The 18,658-nt window shown below is 56.4% G+C and carries 19 protein-coding genes, 1 tRNA gene and 5 pseudogenes; 12 read left to right on the top strand and 13 right to left on the bottom strand.

What is annotated here, in order from left to right; all coding sequences use genetic code 11:
* Positions 1-44: 44 nt before the first annotated feature.
* Positions 45-1,023, bottom strand: a pseudogene (locus N7E01_RS13195) (NAD(P)H-quinone oxidoreductase).
* Positions 1,024-1,130: 107 nt separating this feature from the next.
* On the opposite strand from N7E01_RS13195, the gene N7E01_RS13190 reads away from it, so the two are divergent.
* The 11 genes and pseudogenes from N7E01_RS13190 to N7E01_RS13140 all read left to right on the top strand — a co-directional run bounded on the left by N7E01_RS13190 (position 1,131) and on the right by N7E01_RS13140 (position 9,074).
* Positions 1,131-1,220: transfer RNA gene (locus N7E01_RS13190), tRNA-Ser, on the top strand.
* 250 nt (positions 1,221-1,470) lie between these two features.
* Positions 1,471-1,719, top strand: coding sequence for a type II toxin-antitoxin system Phd/YefM family antitoxin (locus N7E01_RS13185; protein WP_289173195.1), 249 nt, complete (start codon positions 1,471-1,473; stop codon positions 1,717-1,719).
* A pseudogene (locus N7E01_RS13180) lies at positions 1,709-1,989 on the top strand (type II toxin-antitoxin system RelE family toxin). The gene N7E01_RS13185 and the pseudogene N7E01_RS13180 overlap by 11 nt, the downstream one beginning before the upstream one ends.
* A 445-nt stretch (positions 1,990-2,434) precedes the next feature.
* Positions 2,435-4,147 carry a hypothetical protein gene (locus N7E01_RS13175; protein ID WP_289173194.1) on the top strand — a complete coding sequence of 571 codons (1,713 nt, stop codon included), beginning with the start codon at positions 2,435-2,437 and terminating at the stop codon, positions 4,145-4,147.
* Positions 4,108-4,560: a hypothetical protein gene (locus N7E01_RS13170; protein ID WP_289173192.1), complete on the top strand. Its 453-nt coding sequence runs from the start codon at positions 4,108-4,110 to the stop codon at positions 4,558-4,560. The genes N7E01_RS13175 and N7E01_RS13170 overlap by 40 nt, the downstream gene beginning before the upstream one ends.
* Positions 4,530-5,744, top strand: coding sequence for an autotransporter outer membrane beta-barrel domain-containing protein (locus N7E01_RS13165; protein ID WP_289173190.1), 1,215 nt, complete (start codon positions 4,530-4,532; stop codon positions 5,742-5,744). Before N7E01_RS13170 ends, N7E01_RS13165 begins: the two co-directional genes overlap by 31 nt.
* 214 nt (positions 5,745-5,958) lie before the next feature.
* Complete coding sequence (locus tag N7E01_RS13160; protein ID WP_289173189.1) at positions 5,959-6,240, top strand: peptidylprolyl isomerase; 282 nt, start codon at positions 5,959-5,961, stop codon at positions 6,238-6,240.
* A gap of 89 nt (positions 6,241-6,329) precedes the next feature.
* The gene (locus N7E01_RS13155; RefSeq protein WP_289173187.1) at positions 6,330-6,941 is read left to right on the top strand and encodes a hypothetical protein; all 612 of its coding nucleotides are present in this window, start codon (positions 6,330-6,332) and stop codon (positions 6,939-6,941) included.
* Complete coding sequence (locus N7E01_RS13150) at positions 6,938-7,195, top strand: hypothetical protein (RefSeq protein ID WP_289173186.1); 258 nt, start codon at positions 6,938-6,940, stop codon at positions 7,193-7,195. Before N7E01_RS13155 ends, N7E01_RS13150 begins: the two co-directional genes overlap by 4 nt.
* 242 nt (positions 7,196-7,437) lie before the next feature.
* Complete coding sequence (locus N7E01_RS13145) at positions 7,438-8,589, top strand: methyl-accepting chemotaxis protein (protein ID WP_289173184.1); 1,152 nt, start codon at positions 7,438-7,440, stop codon at positions 8,587-8,589.
* Entirely contained in the window at positions 8,499-9,074 is a 576-nt protein-coding gene (locus N7E01_RS13140; RefSeq protein ID WP_289173183.1) for a methyl-accepting chemotaxis protein, read from the top strand. Before N7E01_RS13145 ends, N7E01_RS13140 begins: the two co-directional genes overlap by 91 nt.
* A gap of 167 nt (positions 9,075-9,241) precedes the next feature.
* Here the strand turns inward: N7E01_RS13140 and N7E01_RS13135 are convergent.
* From N7E01_RS13135 to N7E01_RS13125, 3 genes and pseudogenes are all read right to left on the bottom strand, one after another.
* Positions 9,242-10,539 (bottom strand): annotated as a pseudogene (locus N7E01_RS13135) (saccharopine dehydrogenase family protein).
* Between the two features lie 66 nt (positions 10,540-10,605).
* Positions 10,606-11,702, bottom strand: a pseudogene (locus tag N7E01_RS13130) (carboxynorspermidine decarboxylase).
* A gap of 84 nt (positions 11,703-11,786) precedes the next feature.
* Positions 11,787-12,050, bottom strand: a complete 264-nt coding sequence (locus N7E01_RS13125; RefSeq protein WP_289173182.1) for a helix-turn-helix domain-containing protein — start codon at positions 12,048-12,050, stop codon at positions 11,787-11,789.
* Positions 12,051-12,206: 156 nt separating this feature from the next.
* On the opposite strand from N7E01_RS13125, the gene N7E01_RS13120 reads away from it, so the two are divergent.
* Positions 12,207-12,863 (top strand): peroxiredoxin, encoded by a 657-nt coding sequence (locus N7E01_RS13120; protein WP_289173181.1) that lies wholly within the window; start codon positions 12,207-12,209, stop codon positions 12,861-12,863.
* A gap of 34 nt (positions 12,864-12,897) precedes the next feature.
* On the opposite strand, the gene N7E01_RS13115 is transcribed toward N7E01_RS13120, so the two are convergent.
* The 9 genes and pseudogenes from N7E01_RS13115 to N7E01_RS13075 all read right to left on the bottom strand — a co-directional run bounded on the left by N7E01_RS13115 (position 12,898) and on the right by N7E01_RS13075 (position 18,401).
* Positions 12,898-13,722, bottom strand: a complete 825-nt coding sequence (locus N7E01_RS13115) for a putative bifunctional diguanylate cyclase/phosphodiesterase (RefSeq protein ID WP_289173180.1) — start codon at positions 13,720-13,722, stop codon at positions 12,898-12,900.
* Between the two features lie 41 nt (positions 13,723-13,763).
* Positions 13,764-14,828 (bottom strand): annotated as a pseudogene (locus tag N7E01_RS13110) (diguanylate cyclase domain-containing protein); the annotation flags it as partial.
* 182 nt (positions 14,829-15,010) lie between these two features.
* Complete coding sequence (locus tag N7E01_RS13105; protein ID WP_289173179.1) at positions 15,011-15,838, bottom strand: ABC transporter ATP-binding protein; 828 nt, start codon at positions 15,836-15,838, stop codon at positions 15,011-15,013.
* A gap of 12 nt (positions 15,839-15,850) precedes the next feature.
* The gene (locus tag N7E01_RS13100) at positions 15,851-16,240 is read right to left on the bottom strand and encodes an ABC transporter ATP-binding protein (RefSeq protein WP_289173178.1); all 390 of its coding nucleotides are present in this window, start codon (positions 16,238-16,240) and stop codon (positions 15,851-15,853) included.
* Positions 16,222-16,725, bottom strand: a complete 504-nt coding sequence (locus tag N7E01_RS13095; RefSeq protein WP_289173177.1) for an ATP-binding cassette domain-containing protein — start codon at positions 16,723-16,725, stop codon at positions 16,222-16,224. The genes N7E01_RS13100 and N7E01_RS13095 overlap by 19 nt, the downstream gene beginning before the upstream one ends.
* A 21-nt stretch (positions 16,726-16,746) precedes the next feature.
* Complete coding sequence (locus N7E01_RS13090; RefSeq protein ID WP_289173176.1) at positions 16,747-16,887, bottom strand: hypothetical protein; 141 nt, start codon at positions 16,885-16,887, stop codon at positions 16,747-16,749.
* Positions 16,884-17,558: an ABC transporter permease gene (locus N7E01_RS13085; protein WP_289173175.1), complete on the bottom strand. Its 675-nt coding sequence runs from the start codon at positions 17,556-17,558 to the stop codon at positions 16,884-16,886. The genes N7E01_RS13090 and N7E01_RS13085 overlap by 4 nt, the downstream gene beginning before the upstream one ends.
* Positions 17,559-17,611: 53 nt before the next feature.
* On the bottom strand, positions 17,612-18,058 hold the full coding sequence (locus tag N7E01_RS13080) for an ABC transporter permease (RefSeq protein ID WP_289173174.1): 447 nt from the start codon (positions 18,056-18,058) through the stop codon (positions 17,612-17,614).
* A gap of 103 nt (positions 18,059-18,161) precedes the next feature.
* On the bottom strand, positions 18,162-18,401 hold the full coding sequence (locus tag N7E01_RS13075; RefSeq protein WP_289173173.1) for an ABC transporter permease family protein: 240 nt from the start codon (positions 18,399-18,401) through the stop codon (positions 18,162-18,164).
* Positions 18,402-18,658: the final 257 nt, after the last annotated feature.

Here is an 18,658-nt window from a genome sequence, read left to right as displayed (position 1 = left end):
CCGCAATTGTAGCTTGAATCAGCCACGACCGTATAGCGGCCAAGTTATTGAACCGTCAGAATGATTTTACCTACGTGGTCGCCAGCTTCCATCATGGCATGGGCCTGGGCCGCTTGCTCAAGGGGAAAGTGGCGTGCACGACCGGACGCAGTTCTCCCGATTCAAGCAGGGGCCAAACCCTCTCTTGCAAAGCCGCTGCAATGGCTGCCTTGAAGCCTACCGGGCGCGGGCGCAGGGTTGAACCCGTAATTGTGAGGCGACGGCGCAGCACCTGATTAAAATCAACCGTACCCTTGGGACCACCCAGCAACGCGATAATCACCACACGGCCGTCATCGGCCAGACATTTCAAGTCGCGCTCGATGTAATCACCGGCTACCATATCCAGAATCACATCCACACCCTCCCCTCAGTCAGGACGCGCATTTCTTCGACAAAATCCTGGGTACGGTAATTGATGCCCTTCGCTGCGCCCAGAGCCTCGACCGCTTTGACACGAGCATCAGACCCTGCGGTGGCATAGACTGTATGCCCCAATGCCACGGCCAGCTGGATAGCGGTAGTGCCAATACCACTGGCCCCTCCGTGAACCAGCAAGGCTTCACCTGCCTTCAACTGGCCGCGATCAAACACATTGCTCCAGACCGTAAAAAACGTTTCAGGCAAACCCGCAGCTTCGATGTCGGTAAAACCGCGCGGCACGGGCAAGCATTGCAACGCCGGCGCAACACAATATTCAGCATAGCCCCCACCGGCAACCAACGCACACACCTTGTCACCCAGGGTGAATCCTCCTGCTGCGGGATCACCACCCACAATTTCACCCGCGACTTCCAGCCCGGGAAGATCGGAAGCCCCTGGCGGCGGAGGGTAATTACCCGCGCGCTGGAAAACGTCCGGGCGGTTGATCCCGGCGGCCGACACCTTGATCAACACTTCACCCGGGCCAGGCTCAGGGACAGGACGCTCTGTGAGCACCAGGACTTCGGGACCACCGGGCCGACTGATTTCAACCGCTTTCATGATGAGTTCTCCTGAATTTATTGATGGGTTTACGATGCAACCATCGATACAAGGTGACAATTTACACGACATACGCTACACTTTCGGGCTTGCAATCGCAAACGCATGGAAGCGTGGCAGAGCGGTTGAATGCACCGGTCTTGAAAACCGGCAAGGGTTTGCGCCCTTCGTGAGTTCGAATCTCACCGCTTCCGCCAGTATTCTCATTTAAGCCCTTGAAAATCAAGGGCTTTTTTGTTGGCTATTTTTCTTAGTATGCCATTCGGTATGTCATTACACTCAGGATGCTATTGAAAGTTGTGCGCAGCGTCGCTCATCCGGCTGGTGGCCCAGGCCGCATTGGGGTGTCGAGCCCCACCTTCCTCTCTAGTGGTTATACTCATTGAAAAATACTTTTAAAAGAACTAGCATAGGTGCTTTTAATAGCACCGTAGGAAGGATTTCTACATGGCTCACACTGTTCTTGCAGAAACGACGGCAAGCATTTCTGAACTCAAGCGCGACCCCATGGGCACCGTGGCGGCGGGCGAAGGGTCGCCTGTTGTCATCCTCAACCGCAACGAGCCTGCGTTCTATTGTGTCCCTGCAAAGGCCTATGAAGCCCTGCTGACCCGACTGGAAGACCTTGAGCTGAACGCTATTGCCGATGCCCGCCAAAGCCAGGCAGAAATTGAGGTCTCTCTGGATGACCTATAGGCTGAAGTTCAAAGACGAGGCCTTGAAAGAGTGGCACAAGCTCGACAGCACGCTGCGCGAACAATTAAAGAAAAACTCACTGAGCGTATGCAAGACCCGCGCGTACCCGCTGCCAAGCTGTTCGGTCATGCCGACCGCTACAAAATCAAACTGAAATCGAGTGGCTATCGGCTAGTTTACGAGGTACGCGATGCAGAGGTCGTTGTCGTCGTTGTCGCCATCGGAAAGCGCGAACGCAATGCGGTCTACGCCGCAGCAGCCAAGCGCTGATGTACAGCGTAAGGCAATAAGACCGAAAAGCAGGACATCGACCTCATTAGGCATTGCTCTGTCATATTGCGTAATGCCGGTAAGGACAATCATCCAAATATGCCACGAAACCATGCCATAATGACAACCTGAAGCCCATACTAATCAATTGATTTTATTGGATTTATAGGGAAGCGAGTGGCGGCCTCACCGCTTCCGCCAAGGCTCTTGAACTCATCCCCGGATGTGTGCCGCTCTTGCCCGTTGCGGGGGCATACGCATTTATCAAAAAATCCTTGAGACTTCGGGGCGTTTTGTTTACATTCCGTTTCAGGCCAGAAAAAACTTTCTATAACAGTCAGGCCTGCCTCGCAAGCCATGCCCTTTCAAAAAGCGGCGAGAACCGCCCGCACGATCATCGTATCGCTGATTCGGGCACACTCCAGAAACTTCAGCCTTGGTCATCATGAAACTGAAAACGTTATCTACAGCACTCGCGCTAAGCCTGATCGCACCCCACGTCGCCGTCAACGCTATTGAAACCCGTACCGTTGAAAACGCACGGAGGAAAACCGTATTTGAAGTGCGCTTTTTCGATATGGATGATGGGTCCTACACAGAGACAAACCGTTCGTCCTGGCCATGGAACCCGATCTACAAAGACCATATTCTCGCGGGCATCGGCTACTGGGCGGAAATCATCCAGCCGCAGGGCTCAAATCCGCCAACCATCGTCAACATCGGCACCGATGATGAACCTGGCAACGCCTTCGGAGGCTCACCAACGGCCAGCGGTACCCAGGTAGCGTACTCCCTGATGCAGCAAAACCTGCAGGGCCAATCGGTCAATCCTGCAGATCTGGAGCGGGGCGCCCACGGCTATTTTGGACTGGGCCCAAGCGATTACACTGATCGCTACACCATCAGCCAGACGCCCCTGAGCGGCAAAGATGACGTTTTCAACACTGCCATCCACGAGATCGCCCACGGCCTGGGCCTGGCCAACTCGGTCAAAGAGCCAGACGGCCGTCCTATCGACGAACTCGACAACCCCCAGCCTCATTTTGAGGATCGGCTGGACAGCTGGGCCAGGCTGCTGGTTGACGACAACCGTCGCCCTGCCCGTCCGGGGCAAGCCATTTTGTGTGAAGGTTGCTATAACCCTTACGACCCGAACGCCTTCGACGCACGCCGGGATGACGTTTACCTGATAGGCCCGAACATCACGCAGGTCATGCAGGGCGCGATGCCTGGCGTACCCGTCAAAATGCTTGGGGATGATGCCGAAGTTGACCGCAACTACATGAGCCACATCGAGCTGCGCAACAGCATGATGAGCCACCAGAACTATCGTAACTACACCGCCTTCATGGAAGCCGAGCTGGCTGTCGTGCAAGATATCGGCTACACCCTTGACCGGGCCAAATTCTTTGGCCGATCGATTTACGGTGACGGCCTGGACATTGTGAACACACAGGGCTTTTATGCCCGCAATGCCGAAGGCACAGCCTACCTGCCCGGCCAGTACAGTACCGCTTTACTGGGTCTGGGCCTGCACATCTACGGCAGCCATAACCGGGTACGCCAAAACGCCGACCTGCTGGCCACCGGGCCAGGCGGAACCGGGGTACGTGTTGATGGCGAAGGCAATACACTGATCATCGACCCAGGCGTACGCTTGCATGGTAATGGCAGCTACGGCCAAGGCATCCAGTTTGCCTACGGACGCAACCATACCCTGATACACCGCGGCGATATCGAAGCCCTGGGCGAAAACGGCGTTGGCCTGCGCTTTGACTTTGGCTCAAATGCACTGAGCAACGCTGTTGAACACCGAGGCTCATGGATTCGTACCATCGCGAATGACCCTGCCCCGCTTCTGCCTGAACTGCAGGGGCCACTGGTCAGCCAGGCCGATATTTCCGGGCGTATCGCCGGACGCGAGGCGGCCATCTACATTTCGGGCAATGCCTACGTTGGCCAGGTCAACCTGATGGACGGAGCCCGTATTGAAGGCGATATTGTGTCGCGTTACAACGAACGGGATGAAAATGGCAATTTGCGCCTGACCACCCTGTCGTTCGGGAAAAAGGCCGATGCTCAAGGCAAGGCAACACCCTGGCAGACACCGGTTTCGCTATGGCCTACGCGGGCAACATTCGCGGCAGCACCAACCTGACACTGGCCTTCGACGGCGGTCACACCCGTCTGACCGGACGTCATGCCGTACATGGAGCGACGGTACAACCTTCTGCAACCCTTTCGGGCACCGCGCACTTCGACCTGACGCCCGGTACCGCACTTGAAAACGCAGGCACGATTGCTCCCGGCAACTCGGTCGGACGCATGACAATCAACGGTGACTACCGCCAGACCAGCACCGGCCGACTGCACGCCGAATTTGATGCTGCCGGTACACACGACGTCATCGCCGTCAACGGGCGTGTCGACCTGGCCGGTACACTCGAACTTGCTGCAGAGCCCGACTGGTACTCCAGCACCTGGGCGGTATCCACCGGCTCCTTGATCGAGGCCCCTCAATTAACGGCAACTTTGATGCCGTGCGTGTCGCCGCCACCTCCCCAACCCTGAGCTTCTCCGCCGGCAGCGAAGGCGGGCAGCGCTGGCGTCTGACTGCCACACGGCCCGGCAATGCCTACACCCGTCATGCCGGCAACAGCAATGACCTGGCTGTTGCCCGGACTCTCCAGGCGCTGGCCGACGCCGGCGCGCCATCGGCACAACATTTGTTCAGCGCACTGGATTTTTCTGCGGCCGATGGCTCAGAGGTCACTCGCACCCTGACACAGGCAGCGCCCGGAGGGTATAGCGCCCTGATGGCAGCGTCAGTGCAACGTGACCGCGACATCATGAGCACAGCCCGTCAAGGCTTTGGCCAGGGCCTGCGCCAGACCGGCACAACCTGGACGGGGTTCGCCCAGGTCTTCGGCGCCGAGGGCGAACAAAAGACACGCGACACCCATACAGGCTATCGCGCAACGACCTACGGTCTGGTCATCGGTGGGGGCAAGGCCCTGGACAGCAACCCCGCACTATCGGCGGGGGTTTATCTGGACATCTCGGAACAGTCGGTCAGACTGGACGACCCTCTGACGGGCAAAGGCAAATCAACGGCTTTCGGTCTGGGGGCTCTGCTTGAGTATCAGCCCGATCAACGCACAGGCATTCATGCCCACGGCGGTCTTCGTCTGGGCCTTGAGCGCGGCGAAATGAACCGCACCGTATCGGTGGGCAGTTACCGCGCCTCGCATGGCGCAGACTGGACCGGCAAGAGCGTTTCAATGGACGCCGGCACCGGGTATCGTTGGCAATTGACGCCGGCGCTGTCGGCCGGACCCTTTGTCAGCCTGGCGTATAGTCGTGCGTCACGTCCCGGCCTGGACGAGTCTGGTGACAAGGCAACCCGCCTTGCGCTGGAGCGCCAATCGGTTGATGCCCTGCGTTCAAGCCTTGGCCTTAACGCCATCTGGCGTCACACGCTTGATGACGGCAGTGCGCTGGATGCGTACGCGTTCGCCAGTTGGGACCGCGAATGGCTAGACCGTAATGTTGTCCAGACCGCTCGTTTCGCCGCGCTGCCGGGCCAGTCATTTGACACCAAAAATGCCATTCTGCCCCGCAACAGCGCTTCGCTGGGGGCCGGCCTGACATGGCAACGTTCTGAAACACTGTCATTGGGTTTTGATGTCAATGGCCGTTTAGGTAACGGCTACAAGGCTATTGACGGCCGCCTTAATGTACGTTGGGCTTTCTGACGTTCAACCCACGCCATAACGCAAAAGATCCGGCGCTGCGGCCCGGATTTTTGCGTTGATATTGCCACCGCCGATCCGGCCCGGAACCTGGCCGACCACAACGGCAACGCCCGCTCTATTGACCAGGTAACTGACAACGTCATGTAAACTTCCTGCACAACCCTTTTATGGCATACCCGTGTGCCGCCAACTTCCACGTTTACAGGAATCCAACATGACACAAGCTTCAGCCCGCCATATCCTCGTCGATACCGAAGACCAGTGCACCCAGCTTAAACAAGCCATTGAAAACGGCGCAGATTTCGCACAGGTCGCCAAAGAAAACTCGCGCTGCCCGTCATCGCGCGACGGCGGCAACCTGGGCACTTTTGGCCGTGGCCAGATGGTTCGCGAGTTTGATGAAGTGGTATTCAGTGCGCCGGTCGGCGTTGTACAGGGCCCCGTCAAGACTCAATTCGGTTACCACCTGGTCGAAGTGACCAGCCGTCAAGACTAAGCACCATGGCTATCGGGCGTCTTTTCGTCAGGTTTTGCCGGCAGGCCGCAGGGCTGCCCCTCGTTGCCATTTTTTTGACGGTAGCGCCCGTGCCGACCCTGGCACGTGATGTGCCAGATAACGCGGCCATGCGTCTTGAGGCTCTGAATACCAACTTTCGGGGCCTGTATCAGGAACGCACCAGGCAAGTTCTGGAAAACCAGCCTTTGGTATTGGTCGTACAGAACAGTGGCATTACTGCCATACGTGGCCGACAACAGCAAACCTATCCTGTCACTCTGACCCATTACACCGAAATCAAAAGCATTTCGCATGTGGTCCTGGGTTTTCATGGCCTGATGATGCAGCTAGTACAGGCAGGCGATGGTGCCGGCTGGAACCGTGCCGAACACTTTCTGACAAACCTTGAGGCTCTGCGCGGCACGTTGACACAAACAGTGCTGGATACCACCGAGCAACAGCAGATCACCCTGCTGCTTGAAGCCCTTGAACAGACCACCCGACAGGCCCTTGCCACGCGACAGATCACACCGGACGTTGTGAAGGCCACACTGCAATCGACCCGCCCTGTTATCGACGCGTTGGTCATTTCCGCCGGACAACGGCATGTGCGTGAGATGAAAAAACCCTGGACCAGATCCAGGCCAACGTCACCGCCGAAGAATGGGCAGCAGCAATCGCCGTGGTTACCGGCCCCATGACGCCACGACGCAACAACCTTGAAACAGCCATCGTCGCCTCGGCTCTGGACAAAGCCAATCTGGGTACACGAATTTTCTACGCGGAAAACATTTTCTCAATTGACGGTGCGCTGGCCTACCTGCAAACTGTTCTGGGTGATCGGGAACTGTCCGGACACGTGTTCGACGACCCCTATCGTATGTGGCAAGACCTGTTTGCCCCGGTATCCAGAACACTGGTCGACGACAGCTTTTATACCGAACTGCACCCATAAAAGGCTGGTTAACACCCGTAAGTCACCGGGCTACACTCACCAGCACTTTCCAGCCGGGCCGGTGCTCTCCGGGCAGAACCTTTCCATCAGCCGCTGTCAGTTTTAAGCGACATGACCTCTGAAAATTCAGCAGGGCTTAAGGTTTAAGTGACTTTAATCAAGCCGACCTCAAATCGTGCTGTGCAACGGTCACTATTACTTACTAAACTTGCAATATCGCCAACTTTTACTGAATACAACAAATGTTAGATCGCTTAACCCTTAACCTGCGCATGTGGCTGGTCGTCGGCATTTACTGGCTGATTTTCATTATTGTCATGGTCATCGGCACGACCGGCCTTATCAAAGGGCGCGATAGCCTGGTCCAGGTACACGACCACCGCATGCAAATCGCAGAAATGGTTAGCGCACTGACCGCCAATTTCTATGACTCACGGCTGAACGTTTTGCTGGCCTTTCAGCACGACCCCAAAGGGGCGCTCTTCACGCTGCATGACCACCCGACCGCCATGCACCTTGATGTCATTGCCAACAACCAGAAGTTAGCCGGTGAATTATGGTCAAAGATAGACCAGATGGTATCCGAGGGTGACGAGCTGCGCCTGACACAGGCCGCCAAAAACGCCCGTGACGCCTGGCGCACCAAAATCAACGATGCCGTCGAGGCCATTAAAAAAGACGATTTCTCGCCTGCCGTCATGAATGCTTTCCTGGTGGCGGGTCGCACCGAAGGCGCGGCCAATCTCAAGGCGCTTAAAGCCTTGCAAGACTACCAGACACAACGCGCCAAAACCGAAGCCAACGAAGCAGCTGCCCGCGTTGACACGGCGCTTTTGCTGTTCACACTGGTTGTACTGCTGGGTGCCGTACCCATGACCGTTTTCATGATCCTCAGCCTGCGCCGCCTGCGTAACGGCATGGCAGCTGCCAACCAGTCAGCCAAATGGATTGCAAACGGCGACCTGACCCACGATATTCACCCGCACGGACGCGATGAAGTGGCTCACCTGCTGGCCCAGTTGAGCGATATGCAAGACAACTTGCGAAACCTGATCTCGCAGATCAAGGCCCGCGCCGATACCATCGCCGAAGAATCGGTGCACGTTGCTGACGAAGCCGTCCAGCTGGCCGATCGTACAGAACAACAGGCGGCTGCCCTGATTGAAACGTCGGCAGCCACCGAAGAGCTGACCGCCACCGTTCAGCAGAATGCCGGTAATGCCAAAGCCGCCGAAACCATGGCCCAGAAAGCCACCACGGTTGCTCATGCGGGGGTACAGCCGTTCACGATGTGGTCGAGACCATGCGCAAGATCAATGAATCCTCTGAGCGCATCAGCGAAATCGTGGGCATCATCGACAGCATCGCCTTCCAGACCAACATCCTGGCCCTGAATGCTGCCGTTGAGGCCGCCCGTGCCGGCGAGGCCGGTCGTGGCTTTGCCGTCGTTGCCTCAGAGGTCCGCGCACTGGCGCAGCGCTCATCCTCTGCGGCCAATGAAGTCAAAACCCTCATCAACGACTCGGTCGACAAGGTCACCATTGGTAATGCCCAGGTCGAGAATGCCGGCCAGCGCATGTCCGAAATTGTCCAGAACAACGACGCCATGACATCACTGGTTCAGGAAATCTCGAACGCAAGCCAGGAGCAATCCATCGGTCTGCAACAGATCAACCAGGCCATCACGGCCATGGATGAAATGATCCAGAAAAACGTATCACTGGTGAGCGATACCACCGAGGCCACTAAGGCCCTGCGCGAACAAGCGTCAGAATTGCACCGTTCGGTTTCGGTCTTCAAGATCGGGCACGAAGGCCACGGGCAGCAAAACTGGTCAGCACCCCGTGCCGCACTGGGTCACAACGTTCAAGACGACTGAACCGTTGCCGCTGCTAGGGCCCGCTCACCATGAGGCCCTCGCGTTGCAGCGGCATATTGCCCGTTTGTTAGCTGTCAAAGTTAAAAGGCCCGGTACCACTACAGTACCGGGCCTTTTCACGTGTACTGTCAGCTGGCCATGCATTACTCCCATGGCCGCCTGAACAGTCAACCGTACTTGAGGTCTTCCAGAACATCATCGGTAGCAAACGATTTTGCGGGTGCAACATAGGGTTCAAGTACCTGATCAATGCCACCATACTTGATGCGGGTGACCAGCCCCATGGTATTCATACGCGCAATCAACGGAGCCGGGTCCAGCTCTTCGACATTCACCATCCGGGCGACGTCCCATGTGCCGTCGGCGATCAGCAGCGCCGCCGCTACCGGAGGCACACCGGCGGTATACGATATGGCCTGACTGCCCACTTCGTGGTAGCTTTCGGCATGGTCACAGACGTTGTACACCAGAACCTCGTGCGGACGGCCATTCAAGGTGCCTCTGACCAGATCACCAATGCACGTTTTGCCCGTGTAATCGGGTGCGAGCGAAGCCGGATCGGGCAGCACGGCCTTGACGACCTCAAGGGGAACAACCTCTTGGCCACGTGCCGTACGAACGGGCTGCTCTGACAGCAAGCCCAGATTCTTGAGTACCGTGAACACATTAATGTAATGGTCGCCAAAACCCATCCAGAACCGGATATTGGGTACACCCAGATTGGCCGACATCGAATGCAGTTCATCGTGTCCCGTCAGATAGGTAACACCCTTGCCGGTCACCGGCATATCCCATTCTTTCCGGTGCTCGAACATCTGGTTAGCCTTCCAGGCCCCGTTTTCCCACGACCACACCGTTGAGGTGAATTCACGAAAATTGGTTTCAGGATCAAAGTTGGTGGCAAAGTACCGACCATGACTGCCCGCATTGATGTCGATGATATCAATGGAGTCAACGGTATCGAAGTGATGATCAATCGCATAACGTGCATAGGCATTGACCACCCCGGATCAAAACCAATTCCCAGCACAGCCGTGATACCGGCTTTGGCACATGCTTCGCGACGCTTCCATTCGTAGTTTGCATACCAGGGCGGCGTCTCGCACACCTTGCGTGGATCTTCATGAATCGCCGTATCCATATAGGCAGCACCGGTCTCGATGCACGCCTGCAGTACCGACATATTTACAAAAGGCGAACCCACATTGATGACGATCTGGCTGCGTGTCGCCCGGATGATGAACTTGGTGGCTTCGACATCAGTCGCATCCAGCGCATGCGCCTGAAGTACGCCGTCAACCCGCATACTGCCCTTGGCATGAATGGAATCGATAATGCGGTGACACTTTGACAAGGTGCGCGACGCAATATGAATATCGCCAAGCACCGCATTATTCTGGGCACACTTGTGTGCAACCACCTGGGCCACCCCGCCGGCACCAATGATGAGAACGTTACGTTTCATGTGATTTTCTCTTTTAATACGCCCGAAGGCATGATTTGTCACACCGACTCTGTGGCCACAACTGCCCTAGGACAGGCTGGCAACGTAGTCGTCGTAGGAAAAGTCCCGGACCTGCCGCACTGTGCCGTCAGTTTCCCGGATTGCAATCGACGGCATGGTGACGCCGTTGAACCAATTTTTCTTGACCATCGTATAGCCGCCCGCATCGCCAATCGATATGCGGTCGCCAACAGTCAAGGGTTTGCTGAACCGACCCTCGCCGAAAATGTCACCCGCCAGGCAGGTTTTGCCGCAGATTTCGTACACATGATCGCCCTGCCCCTCGCCCAATGGGGCTGTTTCGCGATAAATAAGCAAATCAAGCATGTGGGCTTCGGTAGAACTATCGACAACCGCCAGCGGCTTGCCGTTGAACCCGATATCCAGCACGCTGACTTCCAGCGTGGTGGTATGCCGCACAGTGGCCTCACCAGGTTCAAGATAGACCTGAACCCCCAGGTGTCGGCAAACCGGCGCAAACGCGCACAAAATTCGGCTACCGGGTACCCCGGCGCGGTAAAACTGATGCCCCCACCCAAACTGACCCAGTCAAGCTGCTTGAGCAATTCACCATAACGTTGCTCGACATCGGCCAGCAAGGCGTCGAACCGTGCAAAATCGCGGTTCTCGCAATTATTGTGAATCATTACGCCGGAAATCTGCCCGGACACCTCAAGCAGCTTCTGAAGGCTGGATTCACCCAAACGGCTGAAGGGCCGGGCCGGATCTGCCAGATCGAAGCCGGCGCAACTGACCCCGGGGTTAAGACGCACCCCAACGGGTTTGCCCTGGGCGGCCGTACCGAAACGTTCAAGCTGACTGAGCGAATTAAAAATAATCTTGTCGCAATGAGCCACCACCTCGGCAATTTCATGATCGGCAAACGCCACGCTGTACGCATGGGTTTCGCCACCGAACTTCTGGTGGCCGAGCTTCACTTCGTAAAGCGATGACGACGTCGTGCCATCCATGAACGGACGCATGGTGTCAAACACTGACCAGGTGGCAAAACACTTCAAGGCCAGCAGTACCTTGGCTCCGGACTGCTGACGTACCGTGTTGATAATTTCAAGGTTACGCAGCAGCGCTGCCTTGTCGATAAGGTAATACGGGGTTGGTAGCATGGCTCTTTCTGAACAGGCGCCGCCATCGGGCAACGCAAAACATTCAGCAGCACACCGGCATTGAGCAGGAGGCTGCCATCAACATCAAACCTGGGACGTCTTGCTCTTTTTTGCTTCGTGATGCGCGATCTGCACCGGCGACTGACCCGGGAAGGTAACCACCAACGTCAGTTTCCCGCCAATGCTTTCGACGTAATGCCGCAAGGTTGACAGCAACATGTCGTTGCGTTTTTCCAGACGCGAAATGGTGTCTTGACCCACCCCCAACGCCAGCGCCATGGTTTCTTGCGTCTGCCCGGACCGCTTGCGTATGTCTTTGAGCGTAAGTACCGACAGCCCGTCTATCAAGGCTTGTTGACCAGAGTCAATATTTTTTTGACATTGAGGTATCTTGCGTATGGAACCCGCACGGCATTGCCGAGCGGTCATTTATTTGACACAAAAATGTAATTATGTCTTAAATGACATATGGTGTCAAATACATAAACCAACCGAGGACAAACCATGTCATTACGAATCAACGATATTGCTCCGAACTTCACCGTCGACTCCACCGCCGGCAAGCTGACCCTGCACGACTGGATCGGTGACAGCTATGCCATCCTGTTCTCGCACCCCAAAGACTTCACCCCGGTTTGCACCACAGAATTCGGTGCCGTTGCCCAGTTGGCCCCCGAATTTGCGAAGCGCAACACCAAGGTTATGGGTGTGTCGGTTGACAGCGTTGAAGAACACATGAAGTGGAAGCGCGACATCGAAGCCGTCGCCGGCGCACCGGCCGACTTTCCGATTATTGACGACACCTCGCTTGAGGTATCAAAGCTGTACAACATGCTGCCTGCCAATGCCTACTTGCCGGATGGCCGCACGCCGGCCGACAGCGCCACGGTGCGTACCGTTTTCATTATTGGCCCCGACAAAAAAATCCGCCTGACCCTGTCTTACCCCATGTCGGTCGGCCGAAACTTTGCCGAAATCTTGCGTGCCCTTGACGCCATTCAGGCAACCGATGGCGTGCCCATTGCCACGCCGGCAAACTGGGTACCCGGCCAAGACGTTATCGTGGCCCTGAGCTTATCGGATGAGCAGGCCAGAGAAAAATTCGGCAGCATTGACATCAAGCTGCCGTACCTGCGCTTTACCAAAGCACCTCAGAAATAAGCTGGCCTCGAACTGCCGGATATAGACCCGGCATTCAGGCGTGGCCCCTCCGGGTATTGCCGCATGCGATACCTGGGGGATTTTTCACCTGTTCGAGCCATCCTGATGCGTCTTGCGGACGCCCGTACAAATACCCCTGGTACACCACCGCATGGCCACGCGACTGTAAAAAGTCAACCTGCGCCCGGGTTTCAACCCCTTCTGCAACCACCACCAACTTCATGTGGCGCGCAACAGCCAGTATCGACTCGACCAGTGCTGCACTGTCTGCATTAACCGGCGCCTCATGGACAAAAGCCTTGTCAATTTTCAGTTCGTGAATCGGCAAATCTTTAACATAGGTCAGAGACGCATACCCGGTTCCGAAATCATCCAGCGAAAAATGAATCCCCAATGTACTGAGTGTCTTCATTTTCTGGATCACATCACTCACATCATTGATCAACACGCTTTCGGTAACCTCGAAGGTCAGCGCCGAGGGCGACGCCCCGGTTCGGGCCAGCGTCTGTTGAACGTGCTCGACAAAATCATGTTGATGGAATTGCCGGGGGCTGATATTTATGGACACCCGAAAGCCTTCCGTCGCCGGAAACGCGCCCTGCCCCTGCAACGTGCAAATGCGGTCGAGCATCCAGTTGCCGACATCAACGATAAGATCGGTTTCCTCGGCCAACGGGATGAATGAAGCCGGTGATACAAGACCCAACTCGGGGTGCTCCCAGCGTACCAGCGCCTCGGCGCCAACCACCCGTCCGGCGGCATCGACCTGCGATTGCAGATAGGCACGCAGCTGACCGGCCGGAATTCCGGCTCGCAGCTCACGCTCGAGATGGAACTGGCGCTCGGCCACCGTTGACATGGAACGCTCGTAAACGACGCTGCGATTCCCCCGCTGACCTTGGCCCGATGCATCGCGGTATCGGCGCGACGCAAAACCTCGCCCGCCGTATCGGTTTCAGAAACGGGGAAATAACTGATACCGATACTGGACAACACCGAAACCTGAATACCATCAATATCAAAAGGCTGTCTCATGGTCTCGCGTATGCGAGCCAATAATGCCGCAACCTCTGTGCCCGCCTCGGCCCTTGTGTCAAACAAGGCTTCTGCCAGCACCAGAAACTCGCTGCCGGTCAGATGCGCCAACTCGGCCTTTTCGGTTATACAGACTTGCAGTCGCCGCGCCACCTTCACCAGCAGCCGATCGCCAAAATCATGGCCACGCGCATCGTTGTAACGGGAAAACCTGTCAAGATGGATAAGCAGCAAGGCCCCGTAACGTGCACCCACAACGGCCGCCTCGAGCTGCTGCTGCAAATACCCCAGCATGAACTGGCGATTGGGCAACCCGGTAAGGCCATCGTAGTAGGCCAACCGGTGAAGACGCGCCCTGGAACGCTCGCGCTCGTCATAATCTTGAAACAACAGACAAACTACCATGGTGGCAAGCGGGTAGGCCAGCAAGACTGTCAACCAGATTTCCCTGATAATGCCCCACCCCACCCCGCCAGGCAAGAGCAGGAACATGAGGAGCATGATGGTGTGTACCGCCAGCCCGCCCAACCAGGCCTGCCAGGCAGAAACGGGTGCGCCAGTGCGCAGCCGCCAGACATGGTAAAGGCTGCCGACAACACCCGACATGGCGATTGTGGACAAACCAACCCACACGCCGGTGCCACCCAGTGACCAGCGGTACAGGCCCATGATGGCGGCGCCGATGGCCGCCACCCAAGGGCCGCCGAAGACAGCCCCCACAAACAGCAAGATGGTACGACCATCAAAAATGATGCCATTGCCATAGTCGGCCGGTGCCAGCATGACGGCCACGCCACCCAGCCCCAGCAAAACCCCGAAAACTACCCTGCCATCGCGGGCATTGCGCGCGCGATAGGGAATTGCGACCTGAAACAGCACAACCAGTGCAACCAGCAGTGCGACGTTCTTGACCAGGTCTATGGCCAGCATGATGTGCCCTGAAAAATGAACATGGGGTAACCTGGACGGCTAAAAGCCAAACGGGTGAATGATACCCGTTCAGCTTACCCCGATTTCATTTTGTCGCACAGCACCATGAACAGTTACTATGCAAGCAAATCTGACAATGTCCCGGCCTGTCGGCCGCACCAGATCTGCAGCGTTCAAACGTGTCAGGCCTCATCCAATGCAACTTGCTCCAGCCAGTGGTCATCAAGCTCGGGCAATGGGATCGCATCGATCAGGGTTCGGGTGATCTCGCTTTGCGGCGCATTGAAAACCTGCTCGCAAGGGCCTGCATCCACAATTTCGCCATGGTTGAGCACAATCACTTGTGAACATACCGTACGTATGACCGACAAATCATGACTGATGAATGCAATGGTCAGATTCATGTCGGCAGCAAGATCTTGCAACAAGGCCAATACCTGCGCCTGCGAAGACACATCGAGACCCGAAACAATTTCATCGGCCAGAATGAACGCCGGATTCAATGCAATCGCCCGCGCAATACCCACACGCTGACGCTGCCCACCCGATAACTCATGGGGATATCGCTGCGCAAACGCCCCGGGCAGGCCGACCCGCTCCAGGGCCTCAAGGGCCAACATTTTCGAATCACGAAAACCATAACGCTCGATCGGCGCTGCAACGATGTGACCGATCGTATGGCGCGGATTCAGTGATGACATCGGATCCTGGAAAATCATTTGCAGATCACGCCGCAACGGTTTGATCTGCTCTTCCGGCAAACGTCCGATATCTTGCCCCCTGAACAGTACCTGACCAGAGGACGCCGACAGCAGCCGCACCAGAACACGCCCAAGGGTGGACTTGCCGGAACCACTTTCACCCACAATGCCGACAATCTCGCCTTTGGGCAAATTAAAAGTCAGACCCTTGAGAATATCAATACGAGGAGCGGGCCCGAACAATTTCTTGCGCGACATGTCCGGCAAGGAAAGACGCAGGTCCTTGACCTGAAACAAGGGTTCAGACATGGGCAGCTCCGTTCATATCAGCGAGGGCAATTTCCTTTTAAGCGTAGTAATAAGCTCTGGCGGCACGGGTTTAAGCGGCTCATCAGGGTGGGTATAGCGCGGAGTGGCACCAATAAGAGCACGCGTGTACGGGTGTTGCGGGTTGGCGAACACATCGCGCGTCGGCGCACTTTCCATGATTTTCCCGGCAAACAGCACCGTCACGGTCTGGCTGATCTTGGCCACCACACCCATATCGTGGGTCACAAAGAGTACCGCCGTCCCTGATTCAGCCTGCAATTCGCGAATCAGGCGCAAAATCTGCTTTTGCACTGTAACGTCAAGTGCCGTGGTCGGCTCGTCAGCCACAATCAGTTTGGGCCGTGGCGCAAACGCTGCGGCAATCAGAACCCGCTGACGCATGCCCCCGAAAGCTCATGAGGATACGACACCAGGACACGTTTGGGATCACGGATACGCACCCGATCGAGCAGCTCAAGGGCACGGGCCTCGGCATCGGCAGAACTCCACCCCAGGCGTTTGACCAGACGTTCGGTAATCTGCACCCCGATACGTCGCGACGGATTCAGGGCTGTCAGCGGATCTTGCGGAATCAGTGAGGCCACCGAAGCCACGGTCTGACGACGCCGCGCCGGGCTCAGGTTGCCCAGATCTTCGCCCTGCAGCAGGATCTGACCTGACGTAATTTGAGTGCTGGTGGGCAGTACCCCCAGCACGGCCTTGCCGATCATGCTTTTACCGGCACCGCTTTCGCCCACCAGGGCACGTACCTCGCCGGGATAAACGGTCAGCGACACATCGCGCAACAAGCGCGGACCACCGCGCAAAGCCACGTTAAGCCCCTTGACTTCCAGTGTAGGCTGACGGACATCATCGTGTTGATTCATTTTTTTCAGAGGTCATGATACTTACCGTGCCAAGGGGTCGAATTGATCTTTCAGGCCTTCACCCAACTGGCTGAAGGACAGCACCGTCAGGAACAGGACAATCAGCGGAACAACCAGCACCCACCAGGCAAAGTGAATCGTTGCACGGCCCTCGGCAATCATGCCCCCCAGGTTGGCGAGTCGGACGAGATCGACAAATTGACGAAACTCAAAATCGCCTCGACGATGACAGCGACCCCCATTTCAAGTGACAGCAAGGCAATGATGGTGGGCAACACATTGGGCACGACCTCGCCCACCAGCGTACCCAGGCGCGTTGCACCACCGATACGGGCTGACTGCACGTAATCCATACGGCTTTGCACCATGGTTTCGGCACGAATCACCCGAGCGAAACGTGTCCAGTCAATGATGGCAATCGCCAGAATCACGGACGTCAGACCGGCACCCAGAACCGCCACCAACAAAATGGAAAACAGCACGGGCGGAAAGGCCATCCAGATTTCAATCAGGCGGGAAACCACACGATCAACCCAGCCGCCAAAATAGCCCGCCAGCAAGCCCAATACAGACCCGAAAATGCAGGCTGCCGTTGCAGCGATCAGGGCAACCGTCAGGGCAATTTGCGCCCCGTACATGACGCGTGACAAGACATCGCGACCCAGGCTGTCAGTACCCAGAAAATAGCCGGCTTCATAGCCCGAAAAACCAATCGGCGGCAAACGCTCGAGCATGAGGTCTTGCTCAAGCGGGTTATGCGGTGCCAGCAACGGCGCCAGAATGGCAATCAGGGCCACCAGGATCAGCCATGAGGCCGACAACCAGAGCCGCATATTTTTTACGATACCGCGCCCGTGGCTCGGAGGGAACGGCATTTACAGTTGCTTCAGCCATGACGCAATCTCGGATTCAGGAAGGTATACAAAAGGTCAACCACAAGGTTCACCAGAATGAACAGGCAAGCGAACATCAGGACAATGCCCTGAATCAGCGGCAAATCGCGGTTGATGACCGCGTCAATCGCCATGTTCCCCAGCCCTTCATATGCAAACAGGCGCTCAACAATGACCGTGCCACCGATCAGGAAGGTGAACTGCACACCCACCAACGTCAGTGTCGGCAGTGCCGCATTGCGCAAGGCTTCACGCAGAATGACTTGCGTTTCGGTGAAGCCGCGGACACGGGCCAATACGGTGTAGTCAAGCTGAAGCACATCTTTGAGGCTCTGCTTGAGCAATTGCGAAATGATGGCGGCCAGCGGTAGCGCCAGTGACAGCGCAGGCATCAACATGTGCGCGAGCAGATCGCGCAGCACATCAAAACGCAAGCGCACCAATGCTTCAAAAAATAGAAATTGGTAGTGAAACCCAGATCCAGCGACGGAGAAATACGACCAGAAATAAAGAACACCGGCCACAGCACGCCAAACAGCAAGATCAGCAACAGACCCCACAAAAATCGGGGATGGACAAGGTAGCACCGTTAAACAGATCAACTGCCGCCTCTGGCGTTCGACCTCGTTCTTTCGCACCCAGAACGGCCGTGAAACCGCCAATGGCCAACGCAATCAGAAGCGCCAGAATGGACAACTCAAGCGTGGCAGGCAAACGTTCAAGCACCAGCAACGATACCGGCTGCTTGAAACTGATGGACGTACCAAAATCACCCTGGAGCACACCCCGATCCAGATAAAAAATTGCTGGACCAATGGCTTGTCAAGACCGTACAGCGCGGTGAGCTGGGCAATATCGGCTTCGGTAGCGCCCGGGAAATCATCATGGCAATCGGGTTACCCGGCGCCACGCGAATCAATATAAAGACAACAATAGCGACTCCGGCCAGCGTGACGAGCATCGTGGCCAGGCGCATTAAAATGGATTTCAACATGAATGCAGCAACGTTGTTGAAGAGATGGGACGGGTGGCCCGTGGGG

Origin of the sequence: Neopusillimonas aromaticivorans, assembly GCF_030344915.1 — a bacterium.
Taxonomy (GTDB): Bacteria; Pseudomonadota; Gammaproteobacteria; order Burkholderiales; family Burkholderiaceae_B; genus Neopusillimonas; species Neopusillimonas aromaticivorans.
Note: the sequence above shows the minus strand (reverse complement) of the source record. Positions and strands in the feature narration are given on the sequence as shown.

Coding starts and splice junctions, on each gene's coding strand:
- N7E01_RS13185 (WP_289173195.1), top strand. CDS start 1,471: ATGGCTCACACTGTTCTTGCAGAAACGACGGCAAGCATTTCTGAACTC.
- N7E01_RS13175 (WP_289173194.1), top strand. CDS start 2,435: ATGAAACTGAAAACGTTATCTACAGCACTCGCGCTAAGCCTGATCGCA.
- N7E01_RS13170 (WP_289173192.1), top strand. CDS start 4,108: ATGGCCTACGCGGGCAACATTCGCGGCAGCACCAACCTGACACTGGCC.
- N7E01_RS13160 (WP_289173189.1), top strand. CDS start 5,959: ATGACACAAGCTTCAGCCCGCCATATCCTCGTCGATACCGAAGACCAG.
- N7E01_RS13150 (WP_289173186.1), top strand. CDS start 6,938: ATGACGCCACGACGCAACAACCTTGAAACAGCCATCGTCGCCTCGGCT.
- N7E01_RS13145 (WP_289173184.1), top strand. CDS start 7,438: ATGTTAGATCGCTTAACCCTTAACCTGCGCATGTGGCTGGTCGTCGGC.
- N7E01_RS13140 (WP_289173183.1), top strand. CDS start 8,499: ATGCGCAAGATCAATGAATCCTCTGAGCGCATCAGCGAAATCGTGGGC.
- N7E01_RS13120 (WP_289173181.1), top strand. CDS start 12,207: ATGTCATTACGAATCAACGATATTGCTCCGAACTTCACCGTCGACTCC.
- N7E01_RS13115 (WP_289173180.1), bottom strand. CDS start 13,722: ATGTCAACGGTGGCCGAGCGCCAGTTCCATCTCGAGCGTGAGCTGCGA.
- N7E01_RS13105 (WP_289173179.1), bottom strand. CDS start 15,838: ATGTCTGAACCCTTGTTTCAGGTCAAGGACCTGCGTCTTTCCTTGCCG.
- N7E01_RS13100 (WP_289173178.1), bottom strand. CDS start 16,240: ATGCGTCAGCGGGTTCTGATTGCCGCAGCGTTTGCGCCACGGCCCAAA.
- N7E01_RS13095 (WP_289173177.1), bottom strand. CDS start 16,725: ATGAATCAACACGATGATGTCCGTCAGCCTACACTGGAAGTCAAGGGG.
- N7E01_RS13090 (WP_289173176.1), bottom strand. CDS start 16,887: ATGATTGCCGAGGGCCGTGCAACGATTCACTTTGCCTGGTGGGTGCTG.
- N7E01_RS13085 (WP_289173175.1), bottom strand. CDS start 17,558: ATGCGGCTCTGGTTGTCGGCCTCATGGCTGATCCTGGTGGCCCTGATT.